The sequence below is a fragment of the Bacillus sp. R45 genome (genome assembly GCF_021729365.1).
Classification (GTDB): Bacteria; Bacillota; Bacilli; order Bacillales; family Bacillaceae; genus Bacillus; species Bacillus velezensis.
In genome coordinates this window covers 2634641-2650127 of sequence record NZ_CP091421.1, presented here as the reverse complement: position 1 = coordinate 2650127, position 15487 = coordinate 2634641, and the positions used below count along the sequence as shown (strand labels likewise).

Genomic DNA, 15487 nt, shown 5'->3' with positions numbered 1-15487 from the left:
GCATAGGTTTAAGGAGGAAATACATAATGAAAAAAGGACGCTTGATTGCGTTTTTCCTGATCGTATTATTGATCGGCACAGGGCTGGGGTATTTTACAAAACCGGCTGCCAATAATATTACGTTAGGATTGGATTTACGCGGCGGGTTTGAAGTTCTGTACGATGTGCAGCCCGTCAAAAAAGGCGATAAAATCACAAAAGACGTGCTCGTCAGCACGGTGCAGGCGCTGAACCGCCGGGCTAACGTTCTCGGCGTAAGCGAGCCGAACATTCAGATTGAAGGAAATAACCGCATACGCGTTCAGCTGGCGGGCGTCACGAATCAGAACAGGGCGCGCGAAATTCTGTCAACGGAAGCGCAGCTCTCGTTCAGGGATACGAATGATAAAGAGCTGTTAAACGGCTCTGATCTCGTGGAAAACGGCGCGAAGCAAACCTTTGATCCGACGACGAACGAACCGATTGTCAGCGTTAAGCTGAAGGATGCGGATAAGTTCGGAGAAGTGACGAAAAAAGTCAAGAAAATGGCCCCTAATAATCAGCTTGTGATCTGGCTTGATTACCAAAAGGGCGATTCATTTAAAAAAGAAGTCGGCAAAAAACATCCGAAATATGTATCCGCTCCGAATGTGAGCCAGGAATTAAACACGAAGGATGTCACGATTGAAGGTCAGTTCACCGTTCAAAAAGCGAAGGACTTGGCCAATATTTTAAACGCGGGTGCGCTGCCTGTGAAACTGACCGAAAAATACTCTACTTCAGTAGGGGCGCAATTCGGACAGCAGGCTTTGCATGATACGGTAGAGGCCGGCATCATCGGTATTGCAATTGTTTTCTTATTTATGCTGCTTTATTACAGACTGCCTGGACTCATAGCGGTCATTACGCTTTCTGTATACGTGTATATTACGCTTCAAGTGTTTGACTGGATGCAGGCGGTGCTGACGCTTCCGGGTATTGCGGCGCTCATTTTGGGTGTCGGGATGGCGGTTGACGCCAACATCATCACCTATGAACGGATAAAAGAAGAACTGAAACTCGGCAAATCCGTCCGCTCAGCTTTCCGTTCAGGGAACAGACGGTCATTTGCGACGATCTTTGATGCGAACATCACAACGATCATCGCAGCGGTCGTGCTCTTTATTTTCGGGACAAGCTCTGTAAAAGGGTTTGCGACGATGCTGATTTTGTCAATACTGACAAGCTTTATTACAGCTGTCTTCCTTTCAAGATTCCTGCTCGCCCTTCTTGTGGAAAGCAGATGGCTTGACCGGAAAAAAAGCTGGTTCGGCGTCAAGAAAAAACATATTATGGACATTCAAAAAACAGATGAAAATACTGAACCGCATACGGCATTCCAGAAATGGGATTTCACGAGCAAACGAAAATATTTCTTTATTTTCTCAAGCGCTGTAACCATTGCGGGAATTATCATCTTACTGGTCTTTAAACTCAACCTGGGAATCGATTTTGCAAGCGGTGCGCGGATTGATGTGCAGAGCAATCATGCATTGACGGCGCAGCAGGTTGAAAAAGACTTTGACTCTCTCGGCATGGATCCGGAAAACATCGTGCTCTCGGGTAAAGAGAACCATGTTGCCGCGGCCCGTTTTGTCGGAGAGCCATCTAAAGAAAAAATCGCTGAAATCAAAACGTACTTTAAGGACAAATACGGATCTGAACCGAACGTCAGCACGGTATCGCCGACAGTCGGAAAAGAACTGGCCCGTAATGCTTTATATGCCGTGGCAATTGCATCAATCGGCATCATTATTTACGTGTCAATCCGTTTCGAGTACAGAATGGCAATCGCCGCGATTGTATCCCTGCTGTATGACGCTTTCTTTATCGTCGCGTTTTTCAGCATTACAAGGCTGGAGGTTGACGTAACCTTTATCGCCGCTATTCTCACCATAATCGGTTACTCGATAAATGATACGATCGTTACATTTGACCGGATACGCGAGCAGATGAAAAAACGCAAGCCGAAGTCATTTGCCGATCTGGAACATATCGTGAATCTGAGCTTGCAGCAAACCTTTACACGTTCGATCAATACGGTCTTGACCGTTGTGATTGTGGTCGTCGTGCTGCTCATTTTGGGCTCATCGTCAATTACAAACTTCTCCGTCGCTTTATTGGTCGGTTTATTGACGGGCGTTTATTCCTCTCTTTACATCGCCGCGCAGCTGTGGCTTGTATGGAAAGGAAAAGAATTTAAAGGGAAAAAATCAATCGAAGAGTAAAAGGAAACAGGCTGTCTTCCGGAAGGCAGCCTGTTTTTTTTAGGCCGCATTGAACTTAAAACCTGCATTTGCTATAATGACATACGCTTACATAATCAATCATCATTGTAAAAACATGTAGGGGGGTTCTTATGAACGTTCGTGAGTCGGAGCTTCCGGGCATCGGCCAGAAAGTAGAAGTCATTACGAAAAATCACGATAAAATCAGTATTATTCTTCATGATGACGGCAGAAAAGAGCTCTATTACTTCGATGAGAATGATTATGACGAATGCTTGGCATCTGTTGAATTTAACGACGAAGAGGCGAGGCAGATTTCCGCTATTTTAGGCGGGATGACGTATAAGCCGAAAGCGCTGGAATCTGTGGAAGTCGCGCTTGATGACCTCGTCATTGAGTGGTTTAAAGCCGAATCTCATGCACCGGCTGTCAGCCGCACAATCGGAGATTTGGAGATCAAGAAACATTACAACGTCCAGCTTATTGCGATCGTGAAGAAAAACCGGCAAAAACAGCTGAGCCCCGGCATTGATACCGTAATTGAAGAAGGGGACACCCTCGTTATATCGGGAGAAAGAAGCGGACTGAAAAAGCTGGTCCGCGAGCAATTAACGGCCCGGATTTCCTGAGACCGGGGTTTACTCCCGGGAAAATGGGGGAAAAGATAAGAATCAATAATTGGGGGCAGACGCATGAATAAACAATGGACTATTATATTCGCTTTACTATTTACTCTGATTGTCGCCATCTTTGCAGTCATTAACGTGCGGGCGGTTGAGGTTGATTATCTGTTCGGAACCGCTGAATGGCCGCTGATTTTAGTCATTTTAGGCTCTGTGTTAATGGGAGCGCTGATCGTGTTTTCAGCCGGTATATTTCAAGTGATGAAACTGAAGCGCGAAATTAAAATGCTGCGGAAAGAAAACAGATCCGCAGGTGAATTGACGGCTGATTCGGACGGCAAAAAAACAGCCGCGCCGCCGGAAGAAATGCTTGAAGAGAAAAAAGGATCAGAATAACATTTGAAACCCCTCAGTCCGCTCTAGTATAATAGGGTGGTTGAGGGGTGAATTTATGTTAGCGTCAAAAATGCGCTGGGAAATCCAGCAGCCGGATCAGGAAAAAGTCAAATCACTCACAGAACAATTGGACATAACACCTCTTGTGGCATCACTGCTTGTAAAAAGAGGTTTTGATACTGCCGAAAGCGCAAGGCTGTTTTTACATACAAAGGATGCAGACTTTTATGACCCGTATGAATTAAAGGGAATGCGGGAAGCAGTTGATCGGATAAAACTGGCGGTTTCTCAAGGGGAACCGATTATGATTTACGGAGATTACGATGCAGACGGCGTTACAAGCACGTCAGTGATGCTGACGGCACTCAGACAGCTGTCGGCGGACGTTGACTTTTATATTCCCGACCGTTTTACAGAAGGCTACGGCCCGAATGAACAAGCTTTCCGTTCCATAAAAGAGCGGGGATTTTCGCTGATCATTACAGTGGATACGGGAATCGCCGCCGTCCATGAAGCTGAAGTCGCAAAAGAGCTGGGCTTAGACGTCATTATTACCGACCACCATGAGCCGGGACCCGAGCTTCCTGACGTATTTGCGATCATCCACCCGAAGCAGCCGGGATGCGGCTATCCGTTTAAAGAATTGGCCGGCGTCGGTGTGGCGTTTAAGCTTGCCCACGCGCTTACGGGTTCTTTGCCGGAAGCTATGCTGGACTTGGCGGCAATCGGTACGGTTGCAGATCTGGTGCCTCTTCATGATGAAAACAGATTAATTGCGTCACTCGGAATTGAAAGGCTTCGTACGACAAATCGGCCGGGCCTCAAAGCTCTGATTAAGCTTTCCGGCGGAGATATCGGACAAGCTGATGAGGAAACGATTGGATTTCAGGTCGCACCGAGGCTTAATGCCGTCGGAAGAATAGAACAGGCCGATCCCGCTGTGCACCTGCTGATGACCGAAGATCAGTTTGAAGCGGAGGAACTGGCTTCGGATATTGACCGGCTGAATAAAGAGCGGCAGAAAATGGTGAAAACCATGACCGAAGAGGCTGTTGAAATGGTACAGCAGCAAGGCGGAAACCCGTCTGCCATTGTAGTGGCAAAAGCCGGCTGGAATCCGGGCGTCGTCGGTATTGTCGCATCGAAGCTGGCTGAACGTTTTTACCGGCCCGCTGTTGTGCTTGGGATAGATGAGGAGCAGGGAATCGCCAAAGGGTCGGCGCGAAGCATCAGAGGTTTCAACCTTTTTACGAGCCTTTCACAGTGCAGAGACATTCTTCCTCATTTCGGCGGGCATCCGATGGCGGCCGGAATGACGCTGAAGGCTGAAGATGTGGCGGAATTAAGGGACAGGCTGAATCAAATGGCTGAAGAAACCCTTACGGAAGAGGATTTTATTCCCGTTCAGGAGGTTGATCTTGTCTGCGGCGTTGAAGACATAACCGTTGAAAGCATTACAGAATTGAATATGCTGTCGCCGTTCGGCATGCTTAACCCTAAACCGCATGTGATGGTGAAAAATGCCGTGCTTGATGATGTGCGCCTGATCGGAGCGAATAAAAACCACGTGAAAATGACGGTGAAAAGTGATTCCGCCGTCCTTGACTGCATCGGCTTTAACAAAGGAGAGCTGGAAGCCGGAGTTGTTCCCGGATCAACGATTTCCATTGTCGGCGAGATGTCCATTAATGAATGGAACAACAGAAAGAAGCCCCAGCTGATGATTAAAGATGCTGCGGTGCCGGAATGGCAGCTTTTTGATATTCGAGGCAAGCGGACGTGGGAAGATACGGTCACCGCACTGCCGAAGGAAAAACGGGTGCTCATCAGCTTTAACGAAAAAACCGCTCAGAAGCTCCGTGAAAAAGAGCTGACGGGCGAGCTTGCCGAGATCACTTCGGAATCCGAGGCGGAAGCTCTCCAGCTTGACGGAAAATATGCCGTTTTTCTGGATGTGCCGCCGTCAGCGGATCGCCTGCAGCATTTGCTTGACGGAAAGAAGCCGGAACGGATTTATTTTGTTTTTATCAATCATGAAGAACATTTCCTGTCCTCATTTCCATCGCGGAATGATTTCAAGTGGTTTTACGCATTTCTCTTGAAAAGGGGCGCTTTTGACTTCGGCAAGCATGGTTCAGAGCTTGCGAGACACAGAGGATGGTCAATTGACACAATCAATTTCATGACAAAGGTGTTTTTTGATCTCGGTTTTGTTAAAATAGAAGATGGTGTGCTGTCTGTCGTGAGCGGTGCGAAAAAACGCGACCTGGCAGATTCGCAAACCTATCAGGTAAAACAGCAGCTGATGGAATTAGACCAGAAGCTCAATTATTCCGCAGCCCATGAGCTGAAGGAATGGCTGAATAAGCTGATGAACCAAGGTTCAGAGGCTTATGAAAGTACGAGGAGGACATAGAACAGATGGATCTTAAAAAATACGTAACAATTGTGCCCGATTACCCGAAAGAAGGCGTACAATTTAAAGATATTACGACATTGATGGACAAAGGCGACGTATACCGTTACGCCACTGACCAAATTGTTGAATATGCAAAAGAAAAAGAAATTGATTTAGTTGTCGGGCCTGAAGCGCGCGGCTTTATTATCGGCTGTCCGGTTGCATACGCACTCGGAGTCGGCTTTGCGCCGGTTCGGAAAGAAGGAAAACTTCCGCGTGAGGTCATTAAAGTCGATTACGGTTTGGAGTACGGAAAAGACGTACTGACGATTCATAAAGATGCGATCCTGCCGGGACAGCGTGTGCTGATTACTGATGACTTGCTTGCAACAGGCGGCACGATCGAAGCAACGATTAAGCTGGTCGAAGAACTGGGCGGCGTCGTAGCCGGTATTGCATTCTTAATCGAGCTTTCTTACCTTGACGGCAGAGACAAGCTTGACGATTATGATATTTTAACATTAATGAAATATTAACCGCATATGGAAAAAAGCACTCGTGTCAGGGTGCTTTTTTCCTATTATTTCATCATCCTGACAGATTCTTTAGGTGTTTTGAACTTCTGCCCTTTACATCTCTCGTTTTTTTCTTGATAATAAACTAATACAGTTTACATTTAAAAAAGGTGATTCCATGGCGAACGAACAAGTATTGACTGCCGAGCAAGTAATAGATAAAGCGCGCACTTATCTGCCGGAGGAGCAGATTGCGTTTGTTGAGAAAGCTTACCTGTATGCGCAAAACGCGCATCGCGAACAGTACCGCAAATCAGGTGAGCCGTACATCATTCATCCGATTCAGGTGGCGGGGATCCTCGTCGATCTGGAAATGGACCCTTCCACAATTGCGGGCGGATTTCTGCATGATGTGGTGGAGGACACGGATGTCACCCTCGACGACCTGAAGGAAGCATTTTCTGAAGAAGTGGCGATGCTTGTCGACGGCGTGACGAAGCTCGGTAAAATTAAGTATAAATCTCAAGAGGAGCAGCAGGCGGAAAACCATCGAAAAATGTTTGTCGCTATGGCTCAGGATATCAGAGTCATATTGATCAAGCTGGCGGATCGCCTTCACAATATGCGGACGTTAAAGCATCTTCCGCAGGAAAAGCAGCGGAGAATTTCAAATGAGACGCTGGAGATTTTCGCTCCGCTGGCACATCGGCTCGGGATTTCTAAGATCAAATGGGAGCTGGAAGACACCGCTCTCCGTTATTTGAATCCTCAGCAATATTACAGAATCGTCAACCTCATGAAGAAAAAGCGCGCGGAACGCGAACTTTATGTCGAAGAGGTTGTCAATGAAGTGAAAAAACGCGTTGAAGAAGTGAATATTAAAGCGGACTTTTCAGGGCGTCCGAAACACATCTACAGCATTTACCGCAAGATGGCGCTGCAAAATAAACAGTTCAATGAAATATATGATCTGCTCGCCGTCCGTATTCTTGTCGGAAGCATTAAAGACTGCTACGCCGTACTCGGCATTATTCATACGTGCTGGAAGCCGATGCCTGGCAGATTCAAAGATTATATTGCGATGCCTAAGCCGAATATGTATCAGTCTCTGCATACGACCGTAATCGGGCCTAAAGGCGATCCGCTGGAAGTGCAGATCAGAACGTTTGAGATGCATGAGATCGCTGAATACGGGGTGGCCGCACACTGGGCTTATAAAGAAGGCAAGGCTGCAAACGAAGAAGCGACATTTGAGAAAAAACTGTCCTGGTTCCGTGAAATTTTGGAATTCCAAAACGAGTCTACGGATGCGGAAGAATTTATGGAATCGCTGAAAATCGATCTGTTTTCTGACATGGTATACGTATTTACGCCAAAAGGCGATGTCATTGAACTGCCGTCAGGCTCTGTGCCGATTGATTTTTCCTACAGGATCCACTCAGAGATCGGCAACAAAACAATCGGGGCGAAAGTGAACGGAAAAATGGTGACGCTTGACCATAAGCTCCGGACGGGCGACATCGTCGAGATTCTGACGTCCAAGCATTCTTACGGTCCGAGCCAAGACTGGGTCAAACTGGCGCAGACGTCCCAGGCGAAACACAAAATACGCCAATTCTTTAAGAAACAGCGCCGTGAAGAAAATGTCGAAAAAGGCCGTGAGCTTGTCGAGAAAGAAATTAAAAATCTTGATTTTGAAGTGAAAGATGTTTTAACGCTCGAAAATCTTCAAAAAGTTGCCGACAAGTTCAATTTCTCAAATGAAGAGGATATGTACGCGGCGGTCGGATATAACGGCATTACCGCTCTTCAGGTGGCCAACAGGCTCACCGAAAAAGAACGGAAGCTGCGTGACCAGGAAGAGCAGGAAAAAATCGTTCAGGAAGTCACTTCCGAGCCGAAACATTATCCTCAAGGGAGAAAACGGGAAGCGGGTGTGCGCGTAAAAGGCATTGACAACCTTCTCGTCCGCTTGTCGAAATGCTGCAACCCGGTGCCGGGCGACCATATCGTCGGTTTTATTACAAAAGGGCGCGGTGTATCCGTTCACCGGGATGACTGTCCGAACGTCAAAACGAATGAAGCGCAGGAACGTCTGATTCCCGTTGAATGGGAGCATGAATCACAGGTTCAAAGACGCAAAGAATATAACGTTGAGATTGAGATTTTGGGGTATGACCGTCTCGGGCTTTTAAATGAGGTGCTCCAAGCCGTAAATGAAACGAAAACCAACATCTCCTCTGTCTCCGGCAAATCCGACCGCAATAAAGTCGCTACGATTCATATGGCGATTTTTATTCAAAACATTAACCATCTGCACAAAGTGGTCGAGCGGATTAAGCAGATCAGAGACATCTATTCAGTCCGGCGGGTAATGAACTAAAAGGAGCTTGCTATGAAATTAGTTGTTCAGCGTGTAACAGAAGCGAGTGTGACGGTTGACGGCGCTGTCGCCGGCCGGATCGGACCCGGTATTATGGCGCTTGTCGGCATCACTCATGAAGATACAGAAGAAGATGCCGCTTACTTGGCGGATAAAATCGTGAATCTTCGGATATTTGATGATGAAAGCGGCAAGATGAATTTATCGCTTTTGGATACGGGCGGGGAGATTTTATCCGTTTCCCAGTTTACGCTTTACGGCGAAACAAAGAAAGGGAGACGCCCGAATTTTATGAATGCGGCTAAACCGGATCAGGCTGTGCTCCTTTATGAAAAGTGGAACGAACTCCTTCGGGAAAAAGGAGTCAAAGTGAAAACCGGAATATTCGGAGCCATGATGGATGTTCAGCTGACGAATTCCGGGCCGATTACATTGATTATGGATTCTAAACAATAAAAAAGCTGCCGTTCGGCAGCTTTTTTTTATGATTGAAAATAATGTTCCAATCCGCTTTCAATTCCGTCTGTCACTTTTTCCTGATAAGAGCCGCTATGTATGATTGTTTCTTCTTGCGGTTGACTGAGATAGCCGAGCTCATACAGCATGGCAGGCCGTTTATTTTCCCTCAGGACGTAATAATCGCCAAACAGAACGCCGCGATCAGGAATAGGGGAACGCTTCACTACTTCAGAATGGACGTCTGAGGCAAGCTGGCGGTCCTTAGACGGACTGTAATAATAAGCCGTGCTTCCCCGCGTTGACGTATCGGCATAACTGTCATAGTGAATGCTGATAAAGGCATCCGCATTCCGGTAATGAGAGGTTGAAACCCTGGCCTGCAGGCTGATAAATGTATCATCCTGTCTGGTGATATACACGTTTGCACCGGCCGCTCTCAATTTTCCGGCTAACAGCTTAGCGGTTTTAATCGTTACGTTTTTTTCAAACTTTCCGGAGTAGCCGATCGTTCCGCTGTCTTTTCCTCCGTGTCCGGGATCAACGACGATCGTTTTGTTTTTAAGTGAGCCGCTGCCGCCTGACGTGTTGGGAGAAGGTGCTTCGCCTGTTTCCTCACCGCTTTTTGACGTTTGTACGACCCAGTCTGCCACATATGCGGTTTGTCCGTTTTCAAGCCGGACTTCATACCATTTGCCGCTTGAGCCGACAATCGGGTAGGCTGCGCCTTTATCTGCTCTTTTTACGATAGAAGCGGAAGTCGAGGCCGAGCTCCTTAAGTTGGTGCCGCCGTAAACAATATACGCTTTTTTCGAGGAGCCTGAGCCCGCAGAACCGTCTCCTGAGCCGGATGCGCTGCCCGATGAGTCAGAATCCTTTATGATGTAGTGGCTTGCTGCCCAGCCTTTTTGACCGTTTGCTTCAATTTTCAGCCAGCCGTGGTCTTCACTTAAGATGGAAACCTTTGTTCCGCGTGATAATTTAGTCATAATCGCTGAATCATGTGACGCTGCACTTCTGACATTCAATGAAGAAACGCCGACCGTTCCGCTTTTTGACCCGCTTCGGGCCGAAGTTGCTTTCGTATCCGATCCGCCGCTGTCCGCGGTGACGTATTCGGAAGAAACCCACCCGGTTGTGCCTTGATAAGAAATGTTCACCCATCCGCTGTTCTTGTCCAGCACGGATGCATGCGCGCCTTGCGGAAGTTTGCCGATGACTTCATACGATGTCCCCGGGCCTTTTCTGATGCGGAGGTCAGGATCAGTGGAAGTGACCGTTCCGCTTGTTGCGGATGAATTGTCTGCTCCCCCGGCTGTTTTTGATATCAGCCAGGAAACGACCCATCCGGTTTTACCGGGGCTCAGCTGAAGCTGTACCCAGTCTCCCTCTTCTTTAACGATCGGGTATCTTTCCCCTTTTTTTACTTCAGCCTTTATTCCGTAGCTCAGGCCGGGACCGCCTCTGACATTGATCTTGTCTGTCGCGATGACCGCTTCTCCCTCTGCGGCGATTGCGGTGTGAAATGACGGAAGAAGCGCTGTGATGATGACGCCGCATAAAATAAGAGCAAGAGTTCTCTTCTTCATGGCTGTCCTCCTTTCTGAACTAACTAAAATACATTCTTGTATAATATCGTATTTTCCTTGCTGAATGTTAAATAAAAATAAAATGGTTTGTTTATACTAGTCATAAATACAGCGAAAAGGTGTGCAAATCATGAAATATCAACCAAAAATGGGGCGCGCGCTGCACGATGCGGAAGGAAATCTGCATTTCAGTGATCAGAGCGATAGAGAAAAGGCGGGTTTTCTTGAAGAGACGGCGACGGAGTTCGGTCTCTTATCGAAAGAAGCGGTCGCAAGGAAAAACAGACGGAATAAAACTTGACAGGGGAGTGCAATCCCATTATTATAATAGAAATTGATGTACATAACTCATGATAACGATTTTGAACCGATAATGGAGAAGAGTAGGTCAGAATGCATGGAAAAGAGAGGAACCGTCCCGGGCTGAAAGCGGATCCGCACTGCATCTTTCTCGAAACAACACTCCGGAGGTTCCCTGCTGAACGCTTTTGCAAGTCATTAGGCAGCGGACGTGAACCTGCGTTAAAGGTCAGAGCGGGGATGCTTCGGCATTCCAACTAGGGTGGCACCACGGGTATAACTCTCGTCCCTACTATACATGTATAGTAGGAGCGGGAGTTTTTTTATTTGAAGAAAGACATTAAGGAGGCCTGTAACATGGCATATCACATTCCAAGAGGCACACAGGACATACTGCCGGGTGAATCAGACAGATGGCAGTTCGTCGAACAAATTATGAGGGAGACGTGCCGCACTTATCAATATAAAGAAATCCGCACGCCGATCTTCGAACATACGGAATTATTCGCAAGAGGCGTCGGTGAGTCTACAGATATCGTGCAGAAAGAAATGTACACGTTTGAAGACCGCAAAGGGAGAAGCTTGACGCTTCGGCCGGAAGGAACAGCCGCCGCAGTCCGCGCGTTCAATGAAAATAAATTATTTGCGAACCCGGTGCAGCCGACGAAGCTTTATTATGTCGGACCGATGTTCCGTTACGAACGTCCGCAGACAGGGCGTTTCCGCCAATTTTATCAATTCGGAATTGAAGCGATCGGCTCCAAAGATCCGGCCGTGGATGCAGAAGTCATTGCGCTTGCGATGAGTATTTACCGTAAAGCCGGTTTGAAACATGTCAAGCTTGTGCTGAACAGCCTTGGTGACCAGGAGAGCCGCAAATCCTACCGGGAAGCGCTCGTCAAACATTTTGAACCGCGCATCGGAGAATTTTGCTCAGACTGCCAATCGCGTCTGCACACAAACCCGCTCAGAATTCTTGACTGCAAGAAAGACAGAGAGCATGAACTGATGAAAACGGCTCCGTCCATTCTTGATTACTTAAATGAAGAATCAGCCGCTTATTTTGAGAAAGTAAAACAATACTTAAACGGTCTCGGCATCCCGTTCGAAATAGATCCGAACCTTGTCAGAGGGCTTGATTATTATAACCATACCGCTTTTGAAATTATGAGCAATGCCGAAGGATTCGGAGCGATTACAACCCTTGCCGGCGGGGGCCGCTATGACGGGCTTGTTGAACAGATCGGCGGACCTGAAGCGCCGGGTATCGGATTTGCGATGAGCATCGAACGACTGCTGGCAGCCATTGACGCTGAGAAAACAGACCTTCCCGTCAATCAGGGGATCGACTGCTACATCGTGACGCTCGGAGAAAAAGCGAAGGATTATTCCGTTTCCCTCGTGTACAAACTGAGAGAAGCGGGCATCTCAAGTGAAATCGATTATGAAAATAAAAAGATGAAGGGCCAATTCAAAACGGCTGACCGTCTCGGCGCACGTTTTATTGCGATTTTAGGGGAAGATGAGCTTGCCCAAAATAAAATCAATGTAAAAGATGCGGAAACAGGAGAGCAGCGTGAAGTGGTGTTAGACGAGCTGATACAAGTGTTAAAGGCAGATCAAAAGCAGTGAAGGAGAGGAACGCTATGTTTGGAAGAACATATTATTGTGGCGAGATAACTGAAAAAGCGATTGGCGAAACCGTCAAACTGAAAGGGTGGGTGCAGAAGCGGCGCGATCTCGGCGGCTTGATTTTCATTGATTTGCGTGACCGCTCGGGTATTGTGCAAGTCGTGTTCAACCCTGACGTATCGAAGGAAGCCCTTGCCGCAGCGGAAGCAATCAGAAACGAATATGTGCTTGATATCGAAGGCACGGTTTCTGCCCGTGAAGAAGGCACGGTGAATCCCAACCTGAAAACCGGTAAAATTGAAATCAAAGCTGAAGCGGTGACGGTGCTCAGTACGGCGAAAACGCCTCCGTTTCCGATCAGTGACCAGGCGGCTGACGTTTCTGAAGACGTCCGGTTAAAACACCGCTATTTGGATTTGCGCCGCCCGGCGATGTTTCAAACATTGCAAATGCGGCATCAAGTCACAAAATCCATCCGCCATTTCTTGGATGAAAACGGATTTCTTGATATTGAAACACCGATTTTAACAAAAAGTTCTCCCGAAGGCGCCCGTGATTACTTAGTGCCGAGCCGGGTGCATGAAGGGGAATTTTACGCCCTTCCGCAATCGCCGCAGATTTTTAAACAGCTTCTGATGGTGTCGGGCTTTGAACGGTATTATCAAGTGGCCCGCTGCTTCCGCGATGAAGACTTGCGTGCCGACCGCCAGCCGGAATTTACGCAGATTGATATTGAAATGTCCTTTATGAGTCAAGAGGACATCATGGCTCTGGCGGAAGAGATGATGGCGAAAGTCATGCTCGAAACAAAAGGCGTTGAAGTATCGCTTCCGCTTCCGCAAATGACATATGAAGAAGCGATGAACAGCTACGGTTCCGACAAACCCGATACCCGCTTCGGCATGCTGCTGACGGACGTGTCAGACATAGTGAGAGATACTGAATTTAAGGTGTTCTCATCAGCCGTGGCAAACGGCGGCGTTGTAAAAGCGATCAATGTCAAAGGCGCTGCCGGCGACTATTCCAGAAAAGATATCGATGCGCTCGGCGTTTTTGCCGGAAATTACGGCGCGAAAGGTCTCGCTTGGGTGAAAGTAGAAGCTGACGGCGTAAAAGGCCCGATTGCGAAATTCTTTGATGAAGAGAAGCAGGCAAAACTGGCTGAAGCGCTTGATGCTTCTGAAGGCGATCTGCTCCTGTTCGGCGCTGATAAGTTTGAGGTTGTGGCTCAATCCCTCGGCGCGCTTCGCTTAAAGCTCGGCAAAGAACGCGGCCTGATTGACGAAAGCCTCTTCAACTTCCTGTGGGTTGTGGACTGGCCGTTATTGGAGCATGACGAGGAAGAAGGCCGTTTCTATGCGGCTCACCATCCGTTTACAATGCCTGTCCGTGAAGATCTTGACCGGATTGAAACGGCGCCTGAAGATATGAAAGCGCAGGCTTACGACCTCGTCTTAAACGGCTATGAACTCGGCGGAGGCTCAATCCGTATTTTTGAAAAAGACGTTCAGGAAAAAATGTTCGGGCTTCTCGGCTTTACAAAAGAAGAAGCGGAGCAGGAGTTCGGATACCTTCTTGAAGCCTTTGAATACGGCGCCCCTCCGCACGGCGGAATCGCGCTCGGCTTAGACCGGTTGGTTATGCTTCTTGCAGGCCGCACTAACTTAAGAGATACGATCGCTTTCCCGAAAACGGCAAGCGCAAGCTGCCTTCTTACGGAAGCGCCCGGCGAAGTGAGCGACGCCCAGCTTGAAGAACTTCACCTTTCTGTCAAAAGAAAAGTGAAACAGTAAAGATCGGCAGTTTGTTTCTTGAAAATCAAAATCTGCTGTGATATGATTTTGACAAGTTAAATAAAGTCCTGATGTGTTAGTTGTACACCTAGTTTTGACCGAACATTTTTTTGATTTGGGAGCCCGCATTTTTAAATGGCGTACATGCCTCTTTTCATTCGCTAAAGAGGACTTACAAGATTTAAAAAAGGGCACCCACCTGCTGAGAGCGGGTTCAAAACGAAGGAAAGCTGCAACGGCACAATTGGGACTTTATTTTTTGTGCGCTAAAACCAGCGGCTTTTTGACAAGCCGAGTTTATAAAACCAGAATGTGGAGTGAGGTTCTTGTTACATCAGTTTTCCAGAAATGAGCTAGCGATTGGAAAAGAAGGGTTGGACACGTTAAAAAACAGCACGGTGGCCGTTCTCGGCGTCGGCGGAGTCGGTTCATTCGCAGCCGAAGCATTGGCGAGGTCCGGAGTGGGGCGGATCGTGCTTGTCGATAAAGATGATGTTGATATTACAAATGTAAACCGCCAGCTGCATGCGCTCTTGTCGACGGTGGGACAGCCGAAAACAGAATTGATGAAAGAGCGGATCGCTGATATTAATCCGGATTGTGACGTCGTCGCCTTAAAAATGTTTTATACAGAAGAGACGTATGAGCAGTTCTTTGAGTATCCGCTCGATTACGTCATTGACGCGTCGGATACGATTCATTATAAAATTCATCTGATGAAAGAATGTCTGAAACGGAATGTTCCGCTGATTTCAAGCATGGGAGCGGCGAATAAAACAGACCCGACACGCTTTCAGATTGCTGATATTTCAAAAACCCATACTGATCCGATTGCCAAAGTCGTCCGCACAAGGCTTCGTAAAGAGGGCATTAAAAAAGGCGTACAGGTCATTTTTTCTGATGAAAGCCCGATCGTCATCCGTGAAGACGTCAGAAAAGAAGTCGGGAATGATGAAGCGAAAATCCGCAAAGCGCAAATGCCGCCGTCTTCCAACGCCTGGGTTCCGTCAGTGGCCGGTCTGATTATGGGCGGACATGTTGTCATGGAGCTCTTAAAGGACATCGACATTAAACGGGTTAAAGATAAGTAAAAAGAAAAACAGCCTTCTTCAGGAAAGGCTGTTTTTTTATTTGAATCCGCCGTTTACACGAAAGA

Annotated in this window: 12 protein-coding genes, 1 other RNA gene and 1 other annotated feature; of the genes, 12 read left to right on the top strand and 1 reads right to left on the bottom strand. The window is 47.6% G+C overall.

The window, feature by feature from the left end; translation table 11 throughout:
- Positions 1-26: 26 nt before the first annotated feature.
- The 7 genes from secDF to dtd all read left to right on the top strand — a co-directional run bounded on the left by secDF (position 27) and on the right by dtd (position 9017).
- On the top strand, positions 27-2246 hold the full coding sequence (gene secDF / locus L3V45_RS12950) for a protein translocase subunit SecDF (protein WP_003152704.1): 2220 nt from the start codon (positions 27-29) through the stop codon (positions 2244-2246).
- Positions 2247-2377: 131 nt separating this feature from the next.
- Positions 2378-2875: a cation:proton antiporter regulatory subunit gene (locus L3V45_RS12945; RefSeq protein WP_236837028.1), complete on the top strand. Its 498-nt coding sequence runs from the start codon at positions 2378-2380 to the stop codon at positions 2873-2875.
- 63 nt (positions 2876-2938) lie between these two features.
- The gene (locus L3V45_RS12940) at positions 2939-3265 is read left to right on the top strand and encodes a LapA family protein (protein ID WP_003152709.1); all 327 of its coding nucleotides are present in this window, start codon (positions 2939-2941) and stop codon (positions 3263-3265) included.
- A gap of 55 nt (positions 3266-3320) precedes the next feature.
- Positions 3321-5681, top strand: a complete 2361-nt coding sequence (recJ, locus tag L3V45_RS12935) for a single-stranded-DNA-specific exonuclease RecJ (RefSeq protein ID WP_196616048.1) — start codon at positions 3321-3323, stop codon at positions 5679-5681.
- A gap of 5 nt (positions 5682-5686) precedes the next feature.
- Positions 5687-6199, top strand: a complete 513-nt coding sequence (locus L3V45_RS12930) for an adenine phosphoribosyltransferase (protein WP_003152714.1) — start codon at positions 5687-5689, stop codon at positions 6197-6199.
- A gap of 157 nt (positions 6200-6356) precedes the next feature.
- Positions 6357-8561, top strand: a complete 2205-nt coding sequence (gene relA, locus L3V45_RS12925) for a GTP diphosphokinase (protein WP_003152716.1) — start codon at positions 6357-6359, stop codon at positions 8559-8561.
- Positions 8562-8573: 12 nt separating this feature from the next.
- Positions 8574-9017, top strand: coding sequence for a D-aminoacyl-tRNA deacylase (gene dtd, locus L3V45_RS12920; protein ID WP_069448893.1), 444 nt, complete (start codon positions 8574-8576; stop codon positions 9015-9017).
- 26 nt (positions 9018-9043) lie between these two features.
- On the opposite strand, the gene L3V45_RS12915 is transcribed toward dtd, so the two are convergent.
- The gene (locus L3V45_RS12915) at positions 9044-10606 is read right to left on the bottom strand and encodes an N-acetylmuramoyl-L-alanine amidase family protein (protein ID WP_015387900.1); all 1563 of its coding nucleotides are present in this window, start codon (positions 10604-10606) and stop codon (positions 9044-9046) included.
- A 130-nt stretch (positions 10607-10736) separates the two neighbouring features.
- Between L3V45_RS12915 and L3V45_RS12910 the strand changes: the two genes are divergently transcribed.
- From L3V45_RS12910 to L3V45_RS12890, 5 genes are all read left to right on the top strand, one after another.
- Positions 10737-10907, top strand: a complete 171-nt coding sequence (locus L3V45_RS12910; RefSeq protein ID WP_003152722.1) for a YrzK family protein — start codon at positions 10737-10739, stop codon at positions 10905-10907.
- Between the two features lie 60 nt (positions 10908-10967).
- Positions 10968-11200: a binding site (T-box leader), on the top strand.
- A gap of 63 nt (positions 11201-11263) precedes the next feature.
- Positions 11264-12538, top strand: coding sequence for a histidine--tRNA ligase (hisS, locus tag L3V45_RS12905; RefSeq protein WP_003152726.1), 1275 nt, complete (start codon positions 11264-11266; stop codon positions 12536-12538).
- A gap of 14 nt (positions 12539-12552) precedes the next feature.
- Entirely contained in the window at positions 12553-14331 is a 1779-nt protein-coding gene (aspS, locus tag L3V45_RS12900; RefSeq protein WP_236837027.1) for an aspartate--tRNA ligase, read from the top strand.
- 62 nt (positions 14332-14393) lie between these two features.
- Positions 14394-14586: non-coding RNA, 6S RNA (gene ssrS / locus L3V45_RS12895), on the top strand.
- Between the two features lie 71 nt (positions 14587-14657).
- Complete coding sequence (locus L3V45_RS12890; RefSeq protein WP_003152728.1) at positions 14658-15422, top strand: tRNA threonylcarbamoyladenosine dehydratase; 765 nt, start codon at positions 14658-14660, stop codon at positions 15420-15422.
- The last annotated feature ends 65 nt before the right edge of the window (positions 15423-15487 follow it).

What these genes read in the sequence shown, in the direction of transcription:
- secDF (WP_003152704.1), top strand. Translation starts at nt 27, where the DNA reads ATGAAAAAAGGACGCTTGATTGCGTTTTTCCTGATCGTATTATTGATC.
- L3V45_RS12945 (WP_236837028.1), top strand. Translation starts at nt 2,378, where the DNA reads ATGAACGTTCGTGAGTCGGAGCTTCCGGGCATCGGCCAGAAAGTAGAA.
- L3V45_RS12940 (WP_003152709.1), top strand. Translation starts at nt 2,939, where the DNA reads ATGAATAAACAATGGACTATTATATTCGCTTTACTATTTACTCTGATT.
- recJ (WP_196616048.1), top strand. Translation starts at nt 3,321, where the DNA reads ATGTTAGCGTCAAAAATGCGCTGGGAAATCCAGCAGCCGGATCAGGAA.
- L3V45_RS12930 (WP_003152714.1), top strand. Translation starts at nt 5,687, where the DNA reads ATGGATCTTAAAAAATACGTAACAATTGTGCCCGATTACCCGAAAGAA.
- relA (WP_003152716.1), top strand. Translation starts at nt 6,357, where the DNA reads ATGGCGAACGAACAAGTATTGACTGCCGAGCAAGTAATAGATAAAGCG.
- dtd (WP_069448893.1), top strand. Translation starts at nt 8,574, where the DNA reads ATGAAATTAGTTGTTCAGCGTGTAACAGAAGCGAGTGTGACGGTTGAC.
- L3V45_RS12915 (WP_015387900.1), bottom strand. Translation starts at nt 10,606, where the DNA reads ATGAAGAAGAGAACTCTTGCTCTTATTTTATGCGGCGTCATCATCACA.
- L3V45_RS12910 (WP_003152722.1), top strand. Translation starts at nt 10,737, where the DNA reads ATGAAATATCAACCAAAAATGGGGCGCGCGCTGCACGATGCGGAAGGA.
- hisS (WP_003152726.1), top strand. Translation starts at nt 11,264, where the DNA reads ATGGCATATCACATTCCAAGAGGCACACAGGACATACTGCCGGGTGAA.
- aspS (WP_236837027.1), top strand. Translation starts at nt 12,553, where the DNA reads ATGTTTGGAAGAACATATTATTGTGGCGAGATAACTGAAAAAGCGATT.